This is a genomic window from Streptomyces sp. Je 1-4 4N24, assembly GCF_026239515.1.
In the GTDB taxonomy this organism is placed as follows: Bacteria; Actinomycetota; Actinomycetes; order Streptomycetales; family Streptomycetaceae; genus Streptomyces; species Streptomyces nigrescens.
Map to the genome: position 1 here is coordinate 5,212,646 of NZ_CP110836.1, position 19,028 is coordinate 5,231,673.

General features: G+C 67.2%; 29 protein-coding genes. 28 read left to right on the plus strand and 1 reads right to left on the minus strand.

The features are described 5' to 3' along the window. The 24 genes from rplP to truA all read left to right on the plus strand — a co-directional run bounded on the left by rplP (window position 1) and on the right by truA (window position 13,482). Complete coding sequence (rplP, locus tag SLV14N_RS22850; RefSeq protein WP_006604880.1) at window positions 1-420, plus strand: 50S ribosomal protein L16; 420 nt, start codon at window positions 1-3, stop codon at window positions 418-420. Next, a complete protein-coding gene (rpmC, locus tag SLV14N_RS22855) occupies window positions 420-644 on the plus strand; it encodes a 50S ribosomal protein L29 (RefSeq protein ID WP_018090896.1) in 225 nt (74 codons plus the stop codon). Before rplP ends, rpmC begins: the two co-directional genes overlap by 1 nt. After that, window positions 644-925 carry a 30S ribosomal protein S17 gene (rpsQ, locus tag SLV14N_RS22860; protein ID WP_006604882.1) on the plus strand — a complete coding sequence of 94 codons (282 nt, stop codon included), beginning with the start codon at window positions 644-646 and terminating at the stop codon, window positions 923-925. Before rpmC ends, rpsQ begins: the two co-directional genes overlap by 1 nt. A 107-nt stretch (window positions 926-1,032) precedes the next feature. Next, a complete protein-coding gene (gene rplN / locus SLV14N_RS22865) occupies window positions 1,033-1,401 on the plus strand; it encodes a 50S ribosomal protein L14 (RefSeq protein ID WP_003992364.1) in 369 nt (122 codons plus the stop codon). Between the two features lie 3 nt (window positions 1,402-1,404). After that, on the plus strand, window positions 1,405-1,728 hold the full coding sequence (gene rplX / locus SLV14N_RS22870) for a 50S ribosomal protein L24 (RefSeq protein WP_006604883.1): 324 nt from the start codon (window positions 1,405-1,407) through the stop codon (window positions 1,726-1,728). Continuing rightward, window positions 1,728-2,288 (plus strand): 50S ribosomal protein L5, encoded by a 561-nt coding sequence (gene rplE / locus SLV14N_RS22875; RefSeq protein ID WP_018090895.1) that lies wholly within the window; start codon window positions 1,728-1,730, stop codon window positions 2,286-2,288. The genes rplX and rplE overlap by 1 nt, the downstream gene beginning before the upstream one ends. 5 nt (window positions 2,289-2,293) lie before the next feature. Continuing rightward, window positions 2,294-2,479 (plus strand): type Z 30S ribosomal protein S14, encoded by a 186-nt coding sequence (locus tag SLV14N_RS22880; protein WP_003956452.1) that lies wholly within the window; start codon window positions 2,294-2,296, stop codon window positions 2,477-2,479. Window positions 2,480-2,717: 238 nt separating this feature from the next. Further along, window positions 2,718-3,116: a 30S ribosomal protein S8 gene (gene rpsH, locus SLV14N_RS22885; RefSeq protein WP_006604885.1), complete on the plus strand. Its 399-nt coding sequence runs from the start codon at window positions 2,718-2,720 to the stop codon at window positions 3,114-3,116. Window positions 3,117-3,138: 22 nt separating this feature from the next. After that, a complete protein-coding gene (gene rplF, locus SLV14N_RS22890; protein WP_018090894.1) occupies window positions 3,139-3,678 on the plus strand; it encodes a 50S ribosomal protein L6 in 540 nt (179 codons plus the stop codon). 3 nt (window positions 3,679-3,681) lie between these two features. Continuing rightward, entirely contained in the window at window positions 3,682-4,065 is a 384-nt protein-coding gene (gene rplR, locus SLV14N_RS22895) for a 50S ribosomal protein L18 (protein WP_018090893.1), read from the plus strand. A gap of 46 nt (window positions 4,066-4,111) precedes the next feature. Then, window positions 4,112-4,714, plus strand: coding sequence for a 30S ribosomal protein S5 (gene rpsE / locus SLV14N_RS22900; protein WP_006604888.1), 603 nt, complete (start codon window positions 4,112-4,114; stop codon window positions 4,712-4,714). Next, window positions 4,714-4,896, plus strand: coding sequence for a 50S ribosomal protein L30 (rpmD, locus tag SLV14N_RS22905; RefSeq protein ID WP_006604889.1), 183 nt, complete (start codon window positions 4,714-4,716; stop codon window positions 4,894-4,896). Before rpsE ends, rpmD begins: the two co-directional genes overlap by 1 nt. Window position 4,897: 1 nt before the next feature. After that, window positions 4,898-5,353, plus strand: coding sequence for a 50S ribosomal protein L15 (rplO, locus tag SLV14N_RS22910; protein WP_018090892.1), 456 nt, complete (start codon window positions 4,898-4,900; stop codon window positions 5,351-5,353). A gap of 225 nt (window positions 5,354-5,578) precedes the next feature. Continuing rightward, window positions 5,579-6,892 carry a preprotein translocase subunit SecY gene (gene secY, locus SLV14N_RS22915; RefSeq protein WP_208683146.1) on the plus strand — a complete coding sequence of 438 codons (1,314 nt, stop codon included), beginning with the start codon at window positions 5,579-5,581 and terminating at the stop codon, window positions 6,890-6,892. Beyond that, window positions 6,892-7,548, plus strand: a complete 657-nt coding sequence (locus SLV14N_RS22920) for an adenylate kinase (protein WP_208683147.1) — start codon at window positions 6,892-6,894, stop codon at window positions 7,546-7,548. Before secY ends, SLV14N_RS22920 begins: the two co-directional genes overlap by 1 nt. Window positions 7,549-7,670: 122 nt before the next feature. Continuing rightward, a complete protein-coding gene (gene map, locus SLV14N_RS22925; protein ID WP_018090889.1) occupies window positions 7,671-8,507 on the plus strand; it encodes a type I methionyl aminopeptidase in 837 nt (278 codons plus the stop codon). Window positions 8,508-8,697: 190 nt separating this feature from the next. Next, entirely contained in the window at window positions 8,698-8,919 is a 222-nt protein-coding gene (gene infA / locus SLV14N_RS22930) for a translation initiation factor IF-1 (RefSeq protein WP_003956442.1), read from the plus strand. Between the two features lie 60 nt (window positions 8,920-8,979). Beyond that, window positions 8,980-9,093, plus strand: coding sequence for a 50S ribosomal protein L36 (gene rpmJ / locus SLV14N_RS22935; RefSeq protein WP_003956441.1), 114 nt, complete (start codon window positions 8,980-8,982; stop codon window positions 9,091-9,093). A 198-nt stretch (window positions 9,094-9,291) separates the two neighbouring features. Further along, entirely contained in the window at window positions 9,292-9,672 is a 381-nt protein-coding gene (rpsM, locus tag SLV14N_RS22940; RefSeq protein WP_018090888.1) for a 30S ribosomal protein S13, read from the plus strand. Window positions 9,673-9,741: 69 nt separating this feature from the next. Next, complete coding sequence (rpsK, locus tag SLV14N_RS22945) at window positions 9,742-10,146, plus strand: 30S ribosomal protein S11 (RefSeq protein WP_004571845.1); 405 nt, start codon at window positions 9,742-9,744, stop codon at window positions 10,144-10,146. Window positions 10,147-10,173: 27 nt separating this feature from the next. Next, window positions 10,174-10,800 (plus strand): 30S ribosomal protein S4, encoded by a 627-nt coding sequence (gene rpsD, locus SLV14N_RS22950; protein ID WP_127151655.1) that lies wholly within the window; start codon window positions 10,174-10,176, stop codon window positions 10,798-10,800. 109 nt (window positions 10,801-10,909) lie between these two features. Then, on the plus strand, window positions 10,910-11,932 hold the full coding sequence (locus SLV14N_RS22955; RefSeq protein WP_003956430.1) for a DNA-directed RNA polymerase subunit alpha: 1,023 nt from the start codon (window positions 10,910-10,912) through the stop codon (window positions 11,930-11,932). Between the two features lie 130 nt (window positions 11,933-12,062). Continuing rightward, entirely contained in the window at window positions 12,063-12,530 is a 468-nt protein-coding gene (gene rplQ / locus SLV14N_RS22960) for a 50S ribosomal protein L17 (protein WP_018090886.1), read from the plus strand. Window positions 12,531-12,627: 97 nt separating this feature from the next. Further along, window positions 12,628-13,482 carry a tRNA pseudouridine(38-40) synthase TruA gene (gene truA / locus SLV14N_RS22965; protein ID WP_208683148.1) on the plus strand — a complete coding sequence of 285 codons (855 nt, stop codon included), beginning with the start codon at window positions 12,628-12,630 and terminating at the stop codon, window positions 13,480-13,482. 55 nt (window positions 13,483-13,537) lie between these two features. Here truA and SLV14N_RS22970 read toward each other — a convergent pair whose 3' ends face one another. Continuing rightward, complete coding sequence (locus SLV14N_RS22970) at window positions 13,538-14,407, minus strand: hypothetical protein (RefSeq protein ID WP_208683149.1); 870 nt, start codon at window positions 14,405-14,407, stop codon at window positions 13,538-13,540. Between the two features lie 56 nt (window positions 14,408-14,463). Here SLV14N_RS22970 and SLV14N_RS22975 point away from each other — a divergent pair, with 56 nt between their 5' ends. The 4 genes from SLV14N_RS22975 (at window position 14,464) to glmM (ending at window position 18,940) form a co-directional block, all read left to right on the plus strand. After that, the gene (locus tag SLV14N_RS22975; RefSeq protein WP_263270854.1) at window positions 14,464-16,089 is read left to right on the plus strand and encodes an ABC-F family ATP-binding cassette domain-containing protein; all 1,626 of its coding nucleotides are present in this window, start codon (window positions 14,464-14,466) and stop codon (window positions 16,087-16,089) included. Window positions 16,090-16,442: 353 nt separating this feature from the next. Further along, window positions 16,443-16,886 carry a 50S ribosomal protein L13 gene (gene rplM, locus SLV14N_RS22980; RefSeq protein WP_006604900.1) on the plus strand — a complete coding sequence of 148 codons (444 nt, stop codon included), beginning with the start codon at window positions 16,443-16,445 and terminating at the stop codon, window positions 16,884-16,886. Window positions 16,887-16,929: 43 nt separating this feature from the next. Then, on the plus strand, window positions 16,930-17,442 hold the full coding sequence (gene rpsI, locus SLV14N_RS22985; RefSeq protein WP_018090882.1) for a 30S ribosomal protein S9: 513 nt from the start codon (window positions 16,930-16,932) through the stop codon (window positions 17,440-17,442). Window positions 17,443-17,581: 139 nt separating this feature from the next. Then, on the plus strand, window positions 17,582-18,940 hold the full coding sequence (glmM, locus tag SLV14N_RS22990) for a phosphoglucosamine mutase (RefSeq protein ID WP_263270856.1): 1,359 nt from the start codon (window positions 17,582-17,584) through the stop codon (window positions 18,938-18,940). Window positions 18,941-19,028 lie beyond the last annotated feature (88 nt).

Below are 19,028 nucleotides of genomic sequence, written 5' to 3' on the forward strand. Positions count from 1 at the left end.
ATGCTGATCCCTCGCAGGGTCAAGCACCGCAAGCAGCACCACCCGAAGCGCAGCGGTATGGCCAAGGGTGGCACCGAGCTGGCCTTCGGTGAGTACGGAATCCAGGCTGTGACCCCGGCCTACGTGACGAACCGGCAGATCGAGTCCGCTCGTATTGCCATGACCCGTCACATCAAGCGTGGCGGCAAGGTCTGGATCAACATTTACCCGGACCGCCCGCTCACGAAGAAGCCGGCCGAAACCCGCATGGGTTCCGGTAAGGGTTCTCCGGAGTGGTGGGTCGCGAACGTCAAGCCCGGTCGGGTGATGTTCGAGCTGTCCTTCCCGAACGAAAAGGTTGCCAAGGAGGCGCTGACCCGCGCCGCCCACAAGCTTCCGATGAAGTGCCGCATCGTGCGGCGCGAGGCAGGTGAGTCGTGATGGCGGCCGGTACCAAGGCGACCGAGCTGCGCGAGCTGAATGACGAGGACCTCGTCGGCAAGCTTCGTGAGGCCAAGGAGGAGCTGTTCAACCTCCGCTTCCAGGCGGCGACCGGACAGCTTGAGAACCACGGTCGGCTCAAGTCCGTCCGTAAGGACATCGCCCGGATCTACACCCTGATGCGTGAGCGCGAGCTGGGCATCGAGACGGTGGAGAGCGCCTGATGAGCGAGAAGAATGTGACTGAGACGAACGAGCGCGGTTTCCGCAAGACCCGTGAGGGCCTCGTCGTCAGCGACAAGATGGACAAGACCGTCGTCGTCGCTGTCGAGGACCGCGTCAAGCACGCGCTGTACGGCAAGGTCATCCGCCGTACCAACAAGCTCAAGGCGCACGACGAGCAGAACGCTGCCGGCGTCGGCGACCGCGTCCTCCTGATGGAGACCCGGCCGCTGTCCGCCACCAAGCGCTGGCGCATCGTCGAGATCCTCGAGAAGGCCAAGTAATCCCTCCTAGGGGGACCCCCTAGGAACAGTTCCGCCAGGCTCGGCAGGGGCTTCGTCTCGTACGAGGCGGCCCCTGCCGGGAACCGGCAGACACACAGGAGATAGACGTGATCCAGCAGGAGTCGCGACTGAGGGTCGCCGACAACACTGGTGCGAAGGAAATCCTTTGCATCCGTGTTCTCGGTGGTTCCGGTCGCCGCTACGCGGGCATCGGTGACGTCATCGTCGCCACCGTGAAGGATGCGATCCCCGGTGGCAACGTGAAGAAGGGTGACGTCATCAAGGCGGTCATCGTTCGCACCGTCAAGGAGCGCCGCCGTCCGGACGGCTCGTACATCCGCTTCGACGAGAACGCGGCCGTCATCCTCAAGAACGATGGCGACCCCCGCGGCACCCGCATCTTCGGCCCCGTGGGCCGGGAGCTGCGCGAGAAGAAGTTCATGAAGATCATCTCGCTCGCGCCGGAGGTGCTGTAACCGATGAAGATCAAGAAGGGCGACCTGGTCCAGGTCATCACCGGTAAGGACAAGGGCAAGCAGGGCAAGGTCATCCAGGCCTTCCCCCGCGAGGACCGTGTCCTGGTCGAGGGTGTCAACCGGGTCAAGAAGCACACCAAGGCCGGACAGACCGCTCGTGGTTCGAAGACCGGCGGCATCGTGACGACCGAGGCCCCTGTCCACGTCAGCAACGTTCAGCTGGTCGTGGAGAAGGACGGTAACAAGGTCGTCACCCGCGTCGGATACCGCTTCGACGACGAGGGCAACAAGATCCGCGTTGCCAAGCGGACCGGTGAGGACATCTGATGACTGCCACCACCAACGCGCCGCGTCTGAAGACGCGCTACCGCGAAGAGATCGCCGGGAAGCTGAAGGACGAGTTCTCCTACGAGAACGTCATGCAGATCCCCGGTCTGACCAAGATCGTGGTCAACATGGGTGTGGGCGACGCCGCCCGCGACTCCAAGCTGATCGAGGGTGCCATCAAGGACCTCACCACGATCACCGGCCAGAAGCCGGCCGTCACCAAGGCCCGTAAGTCCATCGCGCAGTTCAAGCTGCGTGAGGGCCAGCCGATCGGTGCCCACGTCACCCTCCGCGGTGACCGCATGTGGGAGTTCCTGGACCGCCTGCTGTCGCTCGCGCTGCCGCGCATCCGCGACTTCCGTGGTCTGTCCCCGAAGCAGTTCGACGGTCGGGGCAACTACACCTTCGGTCTCACCGAGCAGGTCATGTTCCACGAGATCGACCAGGACAAGATCGACCGTACCCGGGGTATGGACATCACCGTGGTCACCACGGCGACCAACGACGATGAGGGCCGCGCTCTCCTTCGTCACCTCGGCTTCCCGTTCAAGGAGGCGTGAGCGAGATGGCGAAGAAGGCTCTGATTGCCAAGGCTGCTCGCAAGCCGAAGTTCGGTGTGCGCGCGTACACCCGCTGCCAGCGCTGCGGCCGTCCGCACTCCGTCTACCGCAAGTTCGGCCTGTGCCGCGTGTGCCTTCGTGAGATGGCTCACCGTGGCGAGCTGCCGGGCGTGACCAAGAGCTCCTGGTAATCCCTTCATTGGGACGACCAGGGCTCTCGGTAAGCATTCGGTCGGCGGGCGTCCACTCCTCCTTTCCCGTAGGGTAGAGGGGTTTGGGCGCACCGCCGCCTGAGACCGACCGCGGGCCGTGCCCGCATAAAGTCGCTTACTACGCCGTAGGTCCCCGCGCCGCACCCGTCCCGACTCTGATCGGGGAGAGGGATGGCGCACATAGGAAACCCCGGCGAGAGAGGCCGAAGGCCAATTCATGACCATGACTGATCCCATCGCAGACATGCTGACCCGTCTGCGTAACGCGAACTCGGCGTACCACGACACCGTCGTGATGCCGCACAGCAAGATCAAGTCGCACATCGCGGAGATCCTCCAGCAGGAGGGTTACATCACCGGCTGGCGCGTCGAGGACGCCGAGGTTGGCAAGAACCTCGTCCTCGAGCTGAAGTTCGGCCCGAACCGCGAGCGCTCGATCGCCGGCATCAAGCGGATTTCGAAGCCGGGCCTGCGGGTCTACGCAAAGTCCACCAACCTGCCGAAGGTCCTCGGCGGCCTGGGCGTGGCGATCATCTCCACGTCCCACGGTCTCCTGACCGGTCAGCAGGCCAGCAAGAAGGGCGTGGGTGGGGAAGTCCTCGCCTACGTCTGGTAACCAGGGAACGGAGGAATAGCTAATGTCGCGTATTGGCAAGCTGCCCATCCAGGTTCCCGCTGGTGTGGACGTCACCATCGATGGCCGTACGGTCGCGGTGAAGGGCCCCAAGGGTTCCCTCGCGCACACCGTCGCGGCTCCCATCGAGGTCGCCAAGGGTGAGGACGGCGTTATCACCGTCTCGCGCCCGAACGACGAGCGTCAGAACAAGGCCCTGCACGGCCTGTCCCGCACGCTGGTGGCGAACATGATCACCGGCGTGACCCAGGGCTACAGCAAGGCGCTCGAGATCAGCGGTGTCGGCTACCGCGTCCAGGCGAAGGGCTCCAACCTGGAGTTCTCGCTGGGCTACAGCCACCCGATCCTGGTCGAGGCCCCCGAGGGCATCTCCTTCAAGGTCGAGTCGCCCACGAAGCTCAGCGTCGAGGGCATCGACAAGCAGAAGGTCGGCGAGGTGGCGGCGAACATCCGTAAGCTGCGCAAGCCTGACCCGTACAAGGCCAAGGGCGTCAAGTACGCCGGCGAGGTCATCCGCCGCAAGGTCGGAAAGGCTGGTAAGTAAGCCATGGCATACGGTGTGAAGATCGCTAAGGGTGACGCCTACAAGCGCGCCGCCGCTAAGCGTCGCCACATCCGCATCCGTAAGCGGATTTCGGGTACGCCGGAGCGTCCGCGTCTGGTGGTGACGCGGACCAACCGTGGCATCACGGCGCAGGTCATCGACGACATCGCGGGCCACACGCTGGCCTCCGCGTCGACCCTGGACGCTTCGATTCGTGGTGGCGAGGGCGACAAGAGCGCTCAGGCCAAGCAGGTCGGCTCCCTGGTCGCTGAGCGTGCCAAGGCCGCCGGTGTCGAGGCCGTCGTGTTCGACCGTGGTGGCAAGCAGTACGCCGGGCGGATTGCCGCTCTGGCCGACGCCGCCCGCGAAGCCGGGCTGAAGTTCTAAGCCCCGGTTCCGGAGCTAGCGGACGTAACAGAGAGAGGTAAATCCAATGGCTGGACCCCAGCGCCGCGGGAGCGGTGCCGGTGGCGGCGAGCGGCGGGACCGGAAGGGTCGCGACGGTGGCGCTGCCGCCGAGAAGACCGCATACGTTGAGCGCGTTGTCGCGATCAACCGTGTCGCCAAGGTTGTCAAGGGTGGCCGTCGCTTCAGCTTCACCGCGCTGGTCGTGGTGGGCGACGGTGACGGCACCGTAGGTGTCGGTTACGGCAAGGCCAAGGAAGTTCCGGCTGCCATCGCCAAGGGCGTGGAAGAGGCCAAGAAGAACTTCTTCAAGGTCCCCCGTATCCAGGGCACCATCCCTCACCCCATCCAGGGCGAGAAGGCTGCGGGCGTTGTCCTGCTCAAGCCGGCTTCCCCCGGTACCGGTGTGATCGCCGGTGGCCCCGTGCGTGCCGTTCTGGAGTGCGCGGGCATCCACGACGTGCTGAGCAAGTCGCTCGGTTCGTCGAACCCGATCAACATCGTGCACGCCACGGTGACCGCGCTTCAGGGCCTGCAGCGCCCCGAGGAGATCGCGGCCCGTCGTGGCCTGCCGCTGGAGGACGTTGCTCCCGCCGCTCTGCTGCGGGCGCGTGCCGGGGTGACCGCGTAATGGCGCACCTCAAGATCACGCAGACGAAGTCCTACATCGGTAGCAAGCAGAACCACCGCGACACCCTTCGTTCGCTGGGCCTCAAGCGGCTCAACGACGTGGTTGTCAAGGAGGACCGCCCCGAGTTCCGCGGCATGGTGCACACCGTCCGCCACCTCGTGACGGTTGAGGAGGTCGACTGACATGGCGGAGACCAACCCGCTGAAGGTCCACAACCTCCGGCCCGCCCCGGGCGCCAAGACCGCCAAGACCCGTGTCGGTCGTGGTGAGGCGTCCAAGGGTAAGACCGCTGGTCGTGGTACCAAGGGCACGAAGGCCCGTTACCAGGTTCCGGAGCGCTTCGAGGGCGGGCAGATGCCCCTCCACATGCGCCTCCCGAAGCTGAAGGGCTTCAAGAACCCCGCCCACAAGCAGTTCCAGGTCGTGAACCTGGCCAAGCTGGCCGAGCTCTACCCGCAGGGTGGCGAGGTCACGGTGGCCGATCTGGTCGCCAAGGGCGCGGTGCGCAAGAACGAGCTCGTCAAGGTCCTGGGCCAGGGCGAGGTCTCCGTGGCGCTGCAGGTTTCGGTTGACGCCGTTTCCGGCTCCGCCAAGGAGAAGATCGCCGCTGCCGGCGGCACCGTCACCGAGCTCATCTGAGTTCGTTGGTTCAACTGACCGGGGATGCCCAGCGATTGGGGCATCCCCGGTTGGTCGTTCCAAGGGGGTACGGTCGCCGGTAAGGTGGCGTGCAGTGTTGTTTTGTCCGGGACCAGACTCCGGACGTTCGCCGCACGGGCCGTGCCTGTGCGGTTTTGGCCGCTAACTATTCGTCGATCCTCAAGACCGTCACCTCTCGCACATGCGGGAGGCGCAGGAGGCACCGTGCTCACCGCGTTCGCCCGAGCGTTCAAGACGCCCGACCTGCGCAAGAAGCTGCTGTTCACATTGGGCATCATCGTGCTCTACCGGATCGGCGCGCATGTCCCGGTCCCCGGGGTGAATTACGCGAACGTCGAGACCTGCATGAAGCAGGCCGGCGGTAACAGCGGGTTGTTCGCCCTGGTGAACATGTTCAGCGGTGGTGCGCTGCTGCAGATCACGATCTTCGCGCTGGGGATCATGCCGTACATCACGGCGAGCATCATCCTCCAGCTGCTGACCGTGGTGATTCCCCGGCTGGAGGCCCTCAAGAAAGAGGGGCAGTCCGGCCAGGCGAAAATTACCCAGTACACGCGCTATCTGACCGTGGCGCTCGCCATCCTGCAGGGCACCGGCCTGGTGGCCACCGCCCGCAGCGGTGCGCTCTTCCAGAGCTGCCCGGTCGCCAGCGAGATCGTGCCCAGCGACTCGATCTTCACCACCATCACGATGGTCATCACGATGACCGCCGGCACCGGCCTGATCATGTGGCTCGGCGAGCTGGTCACCGACCGCGGCATCGGCAACGGCATGTCGATCCTGATGTTCATCTCGATCGCCGCCGGCTTCCCGGGCGCGCTGTGGCAGATCAAGCTCACCGGCAAGCTGGCCGACGGCTGGATCGAGTTCTTCGCGGTGATCGCGGTGGGCCTGGCGATGGTCGCCCTGGTGGTCTTCGTCGAGCAGGCTCAGCGGCGGATCCCGGTGCAGTACGCGAAGCGGATGATCGGCCGCCGGTCCTACGGCGGTACGTCCACTTACATCCCGCTCAAGGTGAATCAGGCAGGTGTGATTCCTGTCATCTTCGCGTCATCGCTGCTCTACATTCCAGCCCTCATTGCACAGTTCAGCGGGTCGAAGGCGGCATGGGCGACGTGGATCGCCACCAACTTCACCAAGGGAAATCACCCCGTTTACATCGTTACGTACTTCCTGCTGATCGTGTTCTTCGCCTTCTTCTACGTGGCCATCAGCTTCAACCCCGAAGAAGTTGCCGACAACATGAAGAAGTATGGTGGCTTCATCCCGGGTATCCGGGCTGGTCGCCCGACGGCCGAGTACCTCAGCTACGTGCTCAACCGGATCACGTGGCCGGGCTCGCTGTACCTGGGGCTGATCGCGCTCGTACCAACAGTGGCGTTGGTGCTCTTCAACGCGAACCAGAACTTCCCGTTCGGCGGGACAAGCATCCTCATCATCGTGGGTGTGGGCCTGGAGACCGTGAAGCAGATCGAGAGCCAGCTTCAGCAGCGCAACTACGAAGGGTTCCTCCGCTGATGCGAATCGTCCTCGTCGGACCCCCGGGGGCCGGCAAGGGTACGCAGGCTGCGTACCTTGCCAAGAACCTCGCGATCCCGCACATCTCCACGGGGGACCTGTTCCGCGCCAACATCAGCCAGGGGACGCCCCTCGGCCGCGAGGCGAAGTCATACATGGACGCCGGCAATCTGGTGCCCGACTCGGTCACCATCGCGATGGCCGAGGACCGTATGGAGCAGCCCGACGCCGCCAACGGCTTCCTGCTGGACGGATTCCCCCGCAACCTGGGCCAGGCCAAGGCGCTGGACGAGTACCTCAAGGACAAGAACCTCAAGCTGGACGCCGTCCTGGACCTGGAGGTCCCCGAGGACGAGGTCGTCAAGCGGATCGCCGGCCGGCGCATCTGCCGCAACGACAGCAGCCACGTCTTCCACGCCGAGTACAACAAGCCGGAGGCCGAGGGCGTCTGTGACGTCTGCGGCGGCGAGCTGTACCAGCGGGACGACGACCGTGAGGAGACCGTCCGCAAGCGCCTGGAGGTCTACCACACGGAGACCGAGCCGATCATCGACTACTACAAGGCGCAGGACCTGGTGGTCACGCTCCTGGCGATGGGCAAGGTCGACGAGGTCACCAAGCGCGCGATGGCGGCCCTGCCGTCCCGGGACGCATAGCAGCAAACGGCTTGCCTACGGCCGCGGTGCCCGCAACGGGTACCGCGGCCGTATCGTGTACGGGGCGGTTGTGACGACCGCCGGAGAAGCGTTGTAGTCGGTTCAGGAAGGCGCCAGCCCCCATGGTGGAGATCAAGACCCCCGAGCAGATCGCGAAGATGCGCGAGGCGGGGCTGGTGGTCGCCGCCATTCACGCGGCGACCCGGAAGGTCGCGGTGCCGGGCGCCACGACCAAGGACCTGGACGACGCGGCACGCAAGGTGCTCGCCGAACACGGTGCGAAGTCGAACTTCCTCGGATACGGCGGCTTCCCCGCGACGATCTGCACCTCGGTCAACGATGTCGTGGTCCACGGCATCCCCGACACCGAGACGGTGCTGCAGAACGGCGACATCATCTCCATCGACTGCGGCGCGATCATCGACGGCTGGCACGGCGACGCGGCGTACACCGCCTTCGTCGGGTCCGGTCACTCGGCGGAGCTGGTCGAGCTGAGCCGGGTCACCGAGGAGTCGATGTGGGCGGGCGTCGCGGCGGTCGCCAAGGGCAACCGCCTGGTGGACATCTCCAAGGCGATCGAGGGCTACATCCGCCGCCAGCCCCGTCCGGCGAGCGGTAAGTACGGCATCGTCGAGGACTACGGCGGCCACGGCATCGGCTCGCAGATGCACATGGACCCGCATCTGCTGAACTACGTCGACCGCAAGCGCGGCCGCGGCCCGAAGCTGGTGCCCGGTTTCTGTATCGCGATCGAGCCGATGGTGAACCTCGGCACGGCCAAGACCCACGTCCTCGACGACGACTGGACGGTCAAGTCGAACGACGGCAGCTGGTCCTCGCACTGGGAGCACTCGGTCGCGCTGACCGAGGAGGGCCCGCTGGTGCTGACCGCGCCGGACGGCGGCAAGGCCAAGCTCGCCGAGCTGGGGATCACGGCGGCGCCCGATCCCCTGGCGTGAACCGGCCGCTCTGTCGTGAGCCGGGCCGCCCGGGCGTAAGGATCACGCCTGATGGGCAATAATCCTGGATTCGTCTTTTCCTGGACGCTGGCGTAGACTGACGCGTCGGCTCTCGTGCATCCGTATGCCCTCTTGGTTGAGGGTGTGGTGCGGGATAGTCGATCAAGGTAGCCGATTCGAAGGGCGAAGCGTGGCCAAGAAGCAAGGTGCCATCGAGATCGAGGGCACCGTGATCGAGTCCCTCCCGAACGCCATGTTCAAGGTGGAGCTCCAGAACGGTCACAAGGTCCTCGCGCACATCAGCGGCAAGATGCGGATGCACTACATCCGTATCCTCCCGGATGACCGGGTCGTGGTGGAGCTTTCTCCGTACGACCTGACGCGTGGCCGGATCGTCTACCGCTACAAGTAGATCTTGTCGCCGCCCCGCTCCCGTGGGGTGACGGCACTGACCCGGAGAACCTCACATCCCATGAAGGTCAAGCCGAGCGTCAAGAAGATCTGCGACAAGTGCAAGGTGATCCGCCGCCACGGCCGGGTCATGGTCATCTGCGACAACCTGCGCCACAAGCAGCGCCAGGGCTGACGCACGCCGACCACCTGCATTTCGCAGTTTTCGCGCGACGCAAGCACATACGTACATACGCAGTCACCCGACCCCCGCATCACTCGCGTGGGGACGACACCCCCGGCTCGGAGGCCGGGGACCCGGCTCGTAATTCTTCAGAGTCTTACGGGAACGGTGCTGCGGAAGACCTCCGAATAGCCATCAGGAGCCACATCAATGGCACGCCTCGCAGGCGTTGATCTCCCGCGCGAAAAGCGTGTGGAGGTCGCCCTCACCTACGTCTTCGGTATCGGGCGGACGCTGTCGCAGCAGACTCTCGCCGCCACCGGCGTGAACCCGAACACCCGTGTTCGCGACCTGGCCGAGGAAGACCTCGTCAAGATCCGCGAGTACGTGGACAACAACCTCAAGACCGAGGGTGACCTCCGTCGCGAGATCCAGGCCGACATCCGCCGCAAGGTCGAGATCGGCTGCTACCAGGGTCTGCGCCACCGTCGCGGTCTGCCGGTGCACGGTCAGCGCACCAGCACGAACGCCCGTACCCGCAAGGGCCCGCGTCGCGCGATCGCCGGCAAGAAGAAGCCGGGCAAGAAGTAGTCCTCAGCAGGACAGGACGCTTACCAGCGGTCTTCGCTGTAGGACCGACCACCTCCACGGGAGTAATGAATGCCTCCGAAGGGCCGTACGGCCGGCGCCAAGAAGGTGCGCCGCAAGGAGAAGAAGAACGTCGCCCACGGGCACGCTCACATCAAGAGCACGTTCAACAACACGATCGTCTCGATCACGGACCCCACGGGCAACGTGATCTCTTGGGCCTCTGCCGGCCATGTCGGCTTCAAGGGCTCGCGCAAGTCCACCCCCTTCGCCGCGCAGATGGCCGCCGAGTCGGCCGCCCGCCGCGCGCAGGAGCACGGCATGCGCAAGGTCGACGTCTTCGTCAAGGGTCCCGGCTCCGGCCGTGAGACCGCGATCCGCTCCCTCCAGGCCACCGGCCTCGAGGTGGGTTCGATCCAGGACGTCACCCCCACTCCTCACAACGGATGCCGCCCGCCCAAGCGTCGCCGCGTCTGACCACCTGAAGTAGGAGACAACTAGACAATGGCGCGTTACACCGGGGCCGACTGCAAGCGTTGCCGTCGGGAGAAGCAGAAGCTCTTCCTCAAGGGGAGCAAGTGCGAGAGCGCGAAGTGCCCGATCGAGATCCGTCCTTACCCCCCGGGTGAGCACGGTCGCGGGCGCACCAAGGACAGCGAGTACCTGCTCCAGCTTCGTGAGAAGCAGAAGTGCAGCCGTATCTACGGTGTCCTTGAGAAGCAGTTCGTGAACTACTACAAGGAAGCGAACCAGAAGACCGGCAAGACCGGTGAGAACCTTCTGCGCATCCTTGAGACCCGCCTCGACAACGTGGTCTACCGGGCCGGCTTTGCCAAGTCCCGCGACCACGCCCGTCAGCTGGTCCGTCACGGACACGTCAATGTGAACGGCCGCAAGACCGACATCCCGTCGGCCCGTGTGTCCGTGAACGACATCATCGAGGTCCGCGAGGGCTCTCGGAACCTGACCCCCTTCCAGGTGGCGCAGGCCGAGGCCGGCGAGAAGACCGTTCCGGCCTGGCTGGAAGCGATCCCCTCGAACCTCCGGATTCTCGTGCACAGCATGCCCGAGCGCCAGGTGATCGACACCCAGGTGCAGGAGCAGCTGATCGTTGAGCTCTACTCCAAGTAAGAGCTGACCGGTGGGGGCGGTACGGAGCCGATGGCGCCGTGCCGCCCGTACCCTTGTCAGTACAGCGGGCGTCAAATAGCGGGCGTCCACGACTGAAGGATCGAACACCATGCTGATTGCTCAGCGTCCCTCGTTGACCGAAGAGGTCGTCGACGAATACCGCTCCCGGTTCGTGATCGAGCCGCTGGAGCCGGGCTTCGGTTACACCCTCGGCAACTCTCTGCGTCGGACCCTCCTGTCCTCGATCCCGGGTGCGGCGGTCACGTCCATCCGCATCGACGGTGTCCTGCACGAGTTCACCACCGTGCCGGGCGTCAAGGAGGACGTCACCGACCTCATCCTCAACATCAAGCAGCTGGTCGTCTCCTCCGAGCACGACGAGCCGGTCGTGATGTACCTGCGCAAGCAGGGTCCCGGCCTGGTCACCGCGGCGGACATCGCCCCGCCGGCCGGTGTCGAGGTGCACAACCCGGACCTGGTCCTCGCCACCCTCAACGGCAAGGGCAAGCTGGAGATGGAGCTGACCGTCGAGCGCGGTCGCGGCTATGTCTCCGCCGTCCAGAACAAGCAGGTGGGCCAGGAGATCGGCCGTATCCCGGTCGACTCCATCTACAGCCCCGTGCTCAAGGTCACCTACAAGGTCGAGGCGACCCGTGTCGAGCAGCGCACCGACTTCGACAAGCTGATCGTCGACGTCGAGACCAAGCAGGCCATGCGCCCGCGTGACGCCATGGCGTCCGCCGGTAAGACCCTGGTTGAGCTGTTCGGTCTGGCGCGCGAGCTCAACATCGACGCCGAGGGCATCGACATGGGCCCGTCCCCGACGGACGCCGCCCTGGCCGCCGACCTGGCGCTGCCGATCGAGGAGCTGGAGCTCACGGTCCGCTCGTACAACTGCCTCAAGCGTGAGGGCATCCACTCCGTGGGTGAGCTCGTGGCGCGCTCCGAGGCCGACCTGCTCGACATCCGCAACTTCGGTGCGAAGTCGATCGACGAGGTCAAGGCGAAGCTGGCCGGTATGGGCCTGGCGCTGAAGGACTCGCCTCCCGGATTCGACCCGACCGCCGCCGCCGACGCGTTCGGCGCCGACGACGACGCGGACGCCGGTTTCGTGGAGACCGAGCAGTACTGAGTTTGTCCGGCAGGGGTCCGGGGCCGTGTGCCCCGGGCCTCAGCCGTGTGAATCTTCCGCGGGGCGGCCGCCTCGTGGGAACTGACACCGGTACCTGATACGGCCGGTGCAGCAAAGAAGGAGATACACCATGCCGAAGCCCGCCAAGGGTGCCCGTCTGGGCGGCAGCGCTGCGCACGAGCGCCTCATGCTGCGCAACCTGGCCACCGCGCTCTTCGAGCACGGCCGCATCACGACGACCGAGGCCAAGGCCCGTCGTCTGCGTCCGTACGCGGAGCGTCTGGTGACCAAGGCGAAGAAGGGCGACCTTCACAACCGCCGTCAGGTCATGCAGCTGATCTCGGACAAGAGCGTCGTGCACACGCTCTTCACGGAGATCGCCCCGCGGTTCGAGAACCGCCCGGGTGGCTACACCCGTATCACCAAGATCGGTAACCGTCGTGGCGACAACGCTCCCATGGCTGTCATCGAGCTGGTGGAGGCGCTGACCGTGGCCCAGCAGGCCACCGGTGAGGCCGAGGCCGCGACCAAGCGTGCGGCCAAGGACGCGGAGGCGGCCACGGCTGCCGAGGCGACCGAGGAGTCGAAGGACGCCTGAGTCCTGACTTACGCGTGAGCGGGTTCGCCCTTCGGGGCGGGCCCGCTTTCGCGTTCGGGTGCGGGCGGCACCGCGCGGGGTTGAGAGGATTGCTGGTGTGAGTGACGAAGTGAAGCCGGGCCTGGTCCGGGTGCGGATGGACCTTTCCTACGACGGAAAGGACTTCTCCGGGTGGGCGAAGCAGGCCGGCGGGCGGCGGACCGTCCAGGGGGAGATCGAGGACGCGCTGCGGACGGTGACGCGCTCCGGGGAGACGTATGAGCTCACCGTGGCCGGCCGTACGGACGCGGGCGTGCATGCGCGGGGGCAGGTGGCGCATGTGGATCTGCCCGCGGAGCTGTGGGCCGAGCACGAGGACAAGCTGCTGCGGCGGCTGGCCGGGCGGCTGCCGAAGGATGTGCGGGTGTGGCGGCTCACCGAGGCGCCGTACGGGTTCAATGCGCGGTTCTCGGCGATCTGGCGGCGCTATGCGTACCGGGTGACCGATCACCACGGCGGGGTGGACCCGCTGCTGCGCGGCCATGTGCTGTGGCACGACTGGGAGCTGGACGTCGAGGCGATGAACGAGGCCTCCCGGCCGCTGCTGGGTGAGCACGACTTCGCGGCGTACTGCAAGCGGCGGGAAGGCGCGACGACGATCCGTACGCTCCAGGAGCTGAGCTGGGTGCGGGGCGCGGACGGGATCATCACGGCGACCGTGCGGGCGGATGCCTTCTGCCACAACATGGTGCGGTCGCTGGTCGGGGCGATGCTGTTCGTCGGGGACGGGCACCGGCCGGTGGAGTGGCCCGGCAAGGTGCTGGCCGCGGGCGTACGGGACTCCGCCGTGCATGTCGTCCGGCCCCATGGGCTGACGCTGGAGGAGGTCGGCTATCCGGCCGACGACCTGCTGATGGCGCGCAACCAGGAGGCGCGGAACAGGCGGACGCTGCCGGCGGCCGGCTGCTGCTGAGCGGCGGCACGGGCCGCCCGGTGGCGCCGTCAAAAAGGCGGCGCCACCGGGGGCGTCAGGACTGGCCGGCCTTCTTCCGTGCGTCCTTGAGCTGCTGCTCGGCGGCCTTCGCGGCCTGGTCCTTGCCGCGCTGGGTGATCTGGCTGAACGCGTAGGCGCCGCCGTCGCGGGCGATCTGCCGGGCCTTGGTCTCGGTGCCGGTGACGTCCTTGCCGTTGAGGTAGCCGGCGATCGTGAAGTAGGCGTAGCGGCCGGTGGCGTTGGTCGCCATCCGGCACTTGGTGCCCTGGCAGAAGTCCGAGGGGACCCCGCCGCCGGGCAGCGGCATGAGGTTGGCCTTGTTCTCGTTCATGACCTTGGCGGCCTTGGCGGGCGAGTCGAAGACCGCGATGCCGACGGTGACCGCGACGCCGCCCTTGGAGTACGTGGCACGCAGCAGCTTCCGGCAGCCGTTGTGGGACAGCGAGGAGACCAGCGGGCCCTGGGCGCCGGCGGTGCAGTCCTTGGTGGCGGCGGTCTTGGTGCGCGGGTAGGTGTGCTCGCCGACGACCATGCTCTTCTGCGGGAAGAGGGTGGCGGGGGTCAGCGGCGCCTTGTCCTTCTTGGGGTCGGAGATGTAGTCCCGCGGGTTGGGCGGGGGCGGGACGGAGACGTCCGGGAAGGACGGCTTGTCGTCCGGCACCGCGGCCTCGTCGGACGCGGTGGGCGCAGCCGTCGGCTTGCCGCCCTTCGAGCCGCCACTGGTCATGACGGCGGCGGTGACGATGCCGGCCACCGCGAGGGCGGCCAGCGCGCCGCCGCCGATCCACAGCCGGCGTTTGCGGCGGGACTGTGCCTCACTCTCCTCGGCGAGTGCGCCCCAGTCCGGCGTCGACGACGAAGAACCCCCGGGGCCGTCGAACGGCCCGCCTTGCCCAAAGCTCATGCCGCGCATCCTAATGGGGTTGGTAGAAGGCTTGGAGGCCGGTCACAATCCCGCTCATGGGACATCTTGAGGCCGGACATCTGGAGTACTACCTCCCGGACGGGAGGGTCCTGCTGGGGGATGTGTCCTTCCGGGTGGGGGAGGGCGCGTCGGTCGCGTTGGTGGGAGCCAACGGCGCCGGCAAGACGACGCTGCTGCGGCTGATCGCGGGGGAGCTGCAGCCGCACGGCGGGGCGGTGACGGTCAGCGGCGGACTGGGGGCGATGCCGCAGTTCGTGGGCTCCGTACGGGATGAGCGCACGGTGCGTGACCTGCTGGTTTCCGTGGCGCAGCCGCGGATCAGGGAGGCGGCCGCCGCGGTGGACGCCGCCGAGCTGGCGATCATGACCGCCGAGGACGACGACGAGGCCGCGCAGATGGCCTACGCCCAGGCACTCAGCGACTGGGCCGAGGCGCGCGGCTACGAGGCCGAGACCGCCTGGGACATCTGCACGATGGCGGCGCTGGGGATGCCGTACGAGAAGGCGCAGTGGCGGCAGGTGCGGACGCTCTCGGGCGGCGAGCAGAAGCGGCTGGTGCTGGAGTCGCTGCTGCGGGGCACGGACGAGGTGCTGCTGCTGGACGAGCCGGACAACTATCTGGACGTGCCGGGCAAGCGGTGGCTGGAGGAGCAGCTGCGGCAGACCCGTAAGACGGTGCTGTTCGTCTCGCACGACCGGGAGCTGCTGGCCCGCGCCGCGGAGAAGATCGTCAGCGTGGAGCCGGGGCCGGCGGGCTCCGACGTCTGGGTGCACGGCGGCGGGTTCGGCACCTATCACGAGGCCCGCAAGGAGCGCTTCGCCCGCTTCGAGGAGCTGCGGCGGCGCTGGGACGAGAAGCATGTGCAGCTCAAGCAGCTCGTGAACATGCTCAAGAACAAGGCCGCCTTCAACGACGGCCTCGCCTCCCGCTATCAAGCCGCGCAGACCCGGCTGCGGAAGTTCGAGGAGGCCGGGCCGCCGCAGGAGCCGCCGCGTGAGCAGGAGATCACGATGCGGCTGCGCGGCGGGCGCACCGGCGTGCGCGCCCTCACGGCGAAGGACCTGGAGCTGACCGGCCTGATGAAGCCGTTCTCGCTGGAGGTCTTCTACGGCGAGCGGGTCGCGGTCCTGGGGTCCAACGGCTCGGGGAAGTCGCACTTCCTGCGGCTGCTCGCCGGGGACGAGGTACGGCACACGGGGGAGTGGAAGCTCGGCGCGCGCGTCGTGCCCGGTCACTTCGCGCAGACCCATGCGCACCCCGAGCTGGAGGGCCGCACCCTGGTCGACATCCTCTGGAAGGAACATGCCAAGGACCGGGGCGGCGCCATGTCCGTCCTGCGCCGCTACGAGCTGGAGAGGCAGGCCGAGCAGCGCTTCGAGCGGCTCTCGGGCGGCCAGCAGGCACGCTTCCAGATCCTGCTGCTGGAGCTGTCCGGTACGACCGCCCTGCTGCTCGACGAGCCGACCGACAACCTGGACCTGGAGTCGGCGGAGGCGCTGCAAGAAGGGCTGGAGGCGTACGAGGGGACGGTGGTGGCGGTCACCCACGACCGGTGGTTCGCCCGGTCCTTCGACCGGTTCCTGGTGTTCGGGTCGGACGGGCTGGTGCGGGAGACGGCGGAGCCGGTGTGGGACGAGCGGCGGGTGGAGCGGTCGCGGTAGGCGCGGCGGGCGGTGCGCCGGTGGTGCGGGTGAGCAGCGTGAGACGGGTGATACTCACAGTCACCGTGACAGCGCCGGCGGGCCGGTACCGCACGCCGGTTCGGGGGGCGTTTTGACCCCACCGGGGCCGGGCCGGTATTCTGCCTGTTCGTTATGCGTATTGGCTTGCTCTATCTCACGTGAGGGGGCCCTTACGCGGTCCACCGGGCCGATGACCAGCGACGGACGATCGGGTTGCGTCACCCGTAGTGCCGCTCCTGCTGGTGTGATCGGTCGTGGTGACCAGTACAGGACCCGTCCCCGCGGCCTCAGGGCCAGGGGATACCCCACCTCTGAAGAAGCGAAGGCTAACCGTGCGTACGTTCAGCCCCAAGCCCGGCGATGTCCAGCGCCAGTGGCACATCATTGACGCGCAGGACGTTGTCCTGGGCCGTCTGGCCACCCAGGCCGCGTCCCTCCTGCGGGGTAAGCACAAGCCCGTTTACGCGCCGCACGTTGACATGGGCGACTTCGTCATCATCGTCAACGCCGACAAGGTGCACCTGTCCGGCAACAAGCGGACCCAGAAGATGGCCTACCGCCACTCGGGCTTCCCGGGCGGTCTGCGCTCCGTCCGCTACGACGAGCTGCTCGACAAGAACCCCGAGAAGGCCGTCGAGAAGGCCATCAAGGGCATGCTCCCCAAGAACACCCTCGGCCGTCAGATGCTCTCGAAGCTGAAGGTCTACGCGGGCGCCGAGCACCCGCACGCTGCGCAGCAGCCGGTCCCGTTCGAGATCACCCAGGTCGCGCAGTAAGTCCGGCCACCCCCTAAGACGACAGAGAATTCTGAGGAGCATCGTGGCCGAGACCACTCCCGAGACCGTCATCGAGAACGACGACGCCGTCGAGGAATACACCACCGAGACCGAGGTCGTGGAGTCGGAGTACACCTCCGAGTCCCTCGCCTCCCGCTTCGGCGACCCGCAGCCGGCCGCCGGCCTGGGCCGTCGCAAGAACGCCATCGCCCGCGTCCGGATCGTTCCGGGCACCGGCCAGTGGAAGATCAACGGTCGCACCCTTGAGGGCTACTTCCCCAACAAGGTGCACCAGCAGGAAGTCAACGAGCCCTTCAAGGTGCTCGAGCTCGACAACCGCTACGACGTTGTCGCCCGCATCTCCGGCGGCGGCATCTCCGGCCAGGCCGGTGCGCTGCGCCTGGGCGTGGCCCGTGCGCTGAACGAGGCGGACGTGGACAACAACCGCGGCGCGCTGAAGAAGGCCGGGTTCCTCAAGCGTGACGACCGTGCGGTCGAGCGCAAGAAGGCCGGTCTGAAGAAGGCCCGCAAGGCGCCGCAGTACAGCAAGCGCTAATCGCGCGCTGCACCATGCAGCATCTTGGCGAACGCCCCGGTGGCACCTCCGTGCTGCCGGGGCGTTCGGCTATCCGGGACCAGGGGCGTATACCTGGACTCAATGCTCTGGTCCAAGCTCATCTACTCGGAGGACACCAGTGGGACGACTCTTCGGCACGGACGGTGTGCGCGGTGTCGCCAATGCGGATCTGACGGCGGAGCTGGCGCTCGGTCTGTCGGTCGCTGCGGCGCATGTGCTCGCGGAAGCCGGCACATTCGAAGGTCACCGGCCGGTGGCGGTGGTCGGACGCGATCCACGCGCGTCCGGCGAGTTCCTGGAGGCCGCGGTCGTCGCGGGCCTGGCCAGCGCCGGCGTGGACGTGCTGCGGGTGGGGGTGCTCCCGACCCCGGCGGTCGCGTATCTGACCGGCTCGCTCGGCGCGGACCTCGGCGTGATGCTCTCCGCCAGCCACAACCCGATGCCCGACAACGGCATCAAGTTCTTCGCCCGCGGCGGCCACAAGCTCGCCGACGAGCTGGAGGACCGTATCGAGCAGACCTACCGCGCCCACAGCTCCGGCGAGCCCTGGGAGCGGCCGACCGGTGCCGGCGTGGGCCGGGTCACCGTCTATGACGAGGGCTTCGACAACTATGTCGCGCACCTCGTCGGCGTGCTGCCCAACCGTCTGGACGGGCTGAAGATCGTCATCGATGGCGCACACGGGGCGGCGGCGCGGGTCTCGCCCGAGGCGTTCGCGCGGGCCGGCGCCGATGTCATCACGCTCGGCACCGACCCCGACGGCCTGAACATCAACGACGGCTGTGGCTCCACCCACCTGCAGCTGCTGCGTGCCGCCGTCGTCGAGCACGGAGCCGACCTGGGTGTCGCCCACGACGGCGACGCGGACCGCTGCCTGGCCGTGGACCGCGACGGCAACGAGGTCGACGGGGACCAGATCCTGGCCGTCCTGGCGCTCGGCATGCGCGAGGCGGGCACGCTGCGCAAGAACACCGTCGTCGCCACCGTCATGTCCAACCTGGGCTTCAAGCTGGCCATGGAGCGCGAGGGCATCGACCTCGTCCAGTCCGCGGTCGGTGACCGGTACGTCCTGGAGGAGATGAAGGCGCACGGCTTCGCGCTGGGCGGTGAGCAGTCCGGGCACGTCATCGTGCTGGACCACGCCACCACCGGCGACGGCACGCTTACCGGTCTGATGCTGGCCGCCCGGCTCGCCGCGACCGGCCGGCCGCTGGCCGAGCTGGTGGGCGTCATGGAGCGGCTGCCGCAGATCCTGATCAACGTCCCCGACGTCGACAAGTCCCGAGTGACCACCTCGCCCGAGGTGACCGCGGCGGTCGCCGAGGCGGAGCGGGAGCTGGGCGCCACCGGGCGGGTGCTGCTGCGGCCGTCCGGTACGGAGCCGCTGGTGCGCGTCATGGTGGAGGCGGCGGACATCGAGCAGGCCCGTGCGGTGGCCGAGCGGCTGGCGGACGCGGTCAAGTCGGCGCTGGGATGAGTGCCGTACGCGGTGGCTGCGGCCGCCGCTGAGGCAGGGGACCGCACCGCGGGTCCCCTGGAATCTCCGGCCTCGCCCCGGGGTGGCA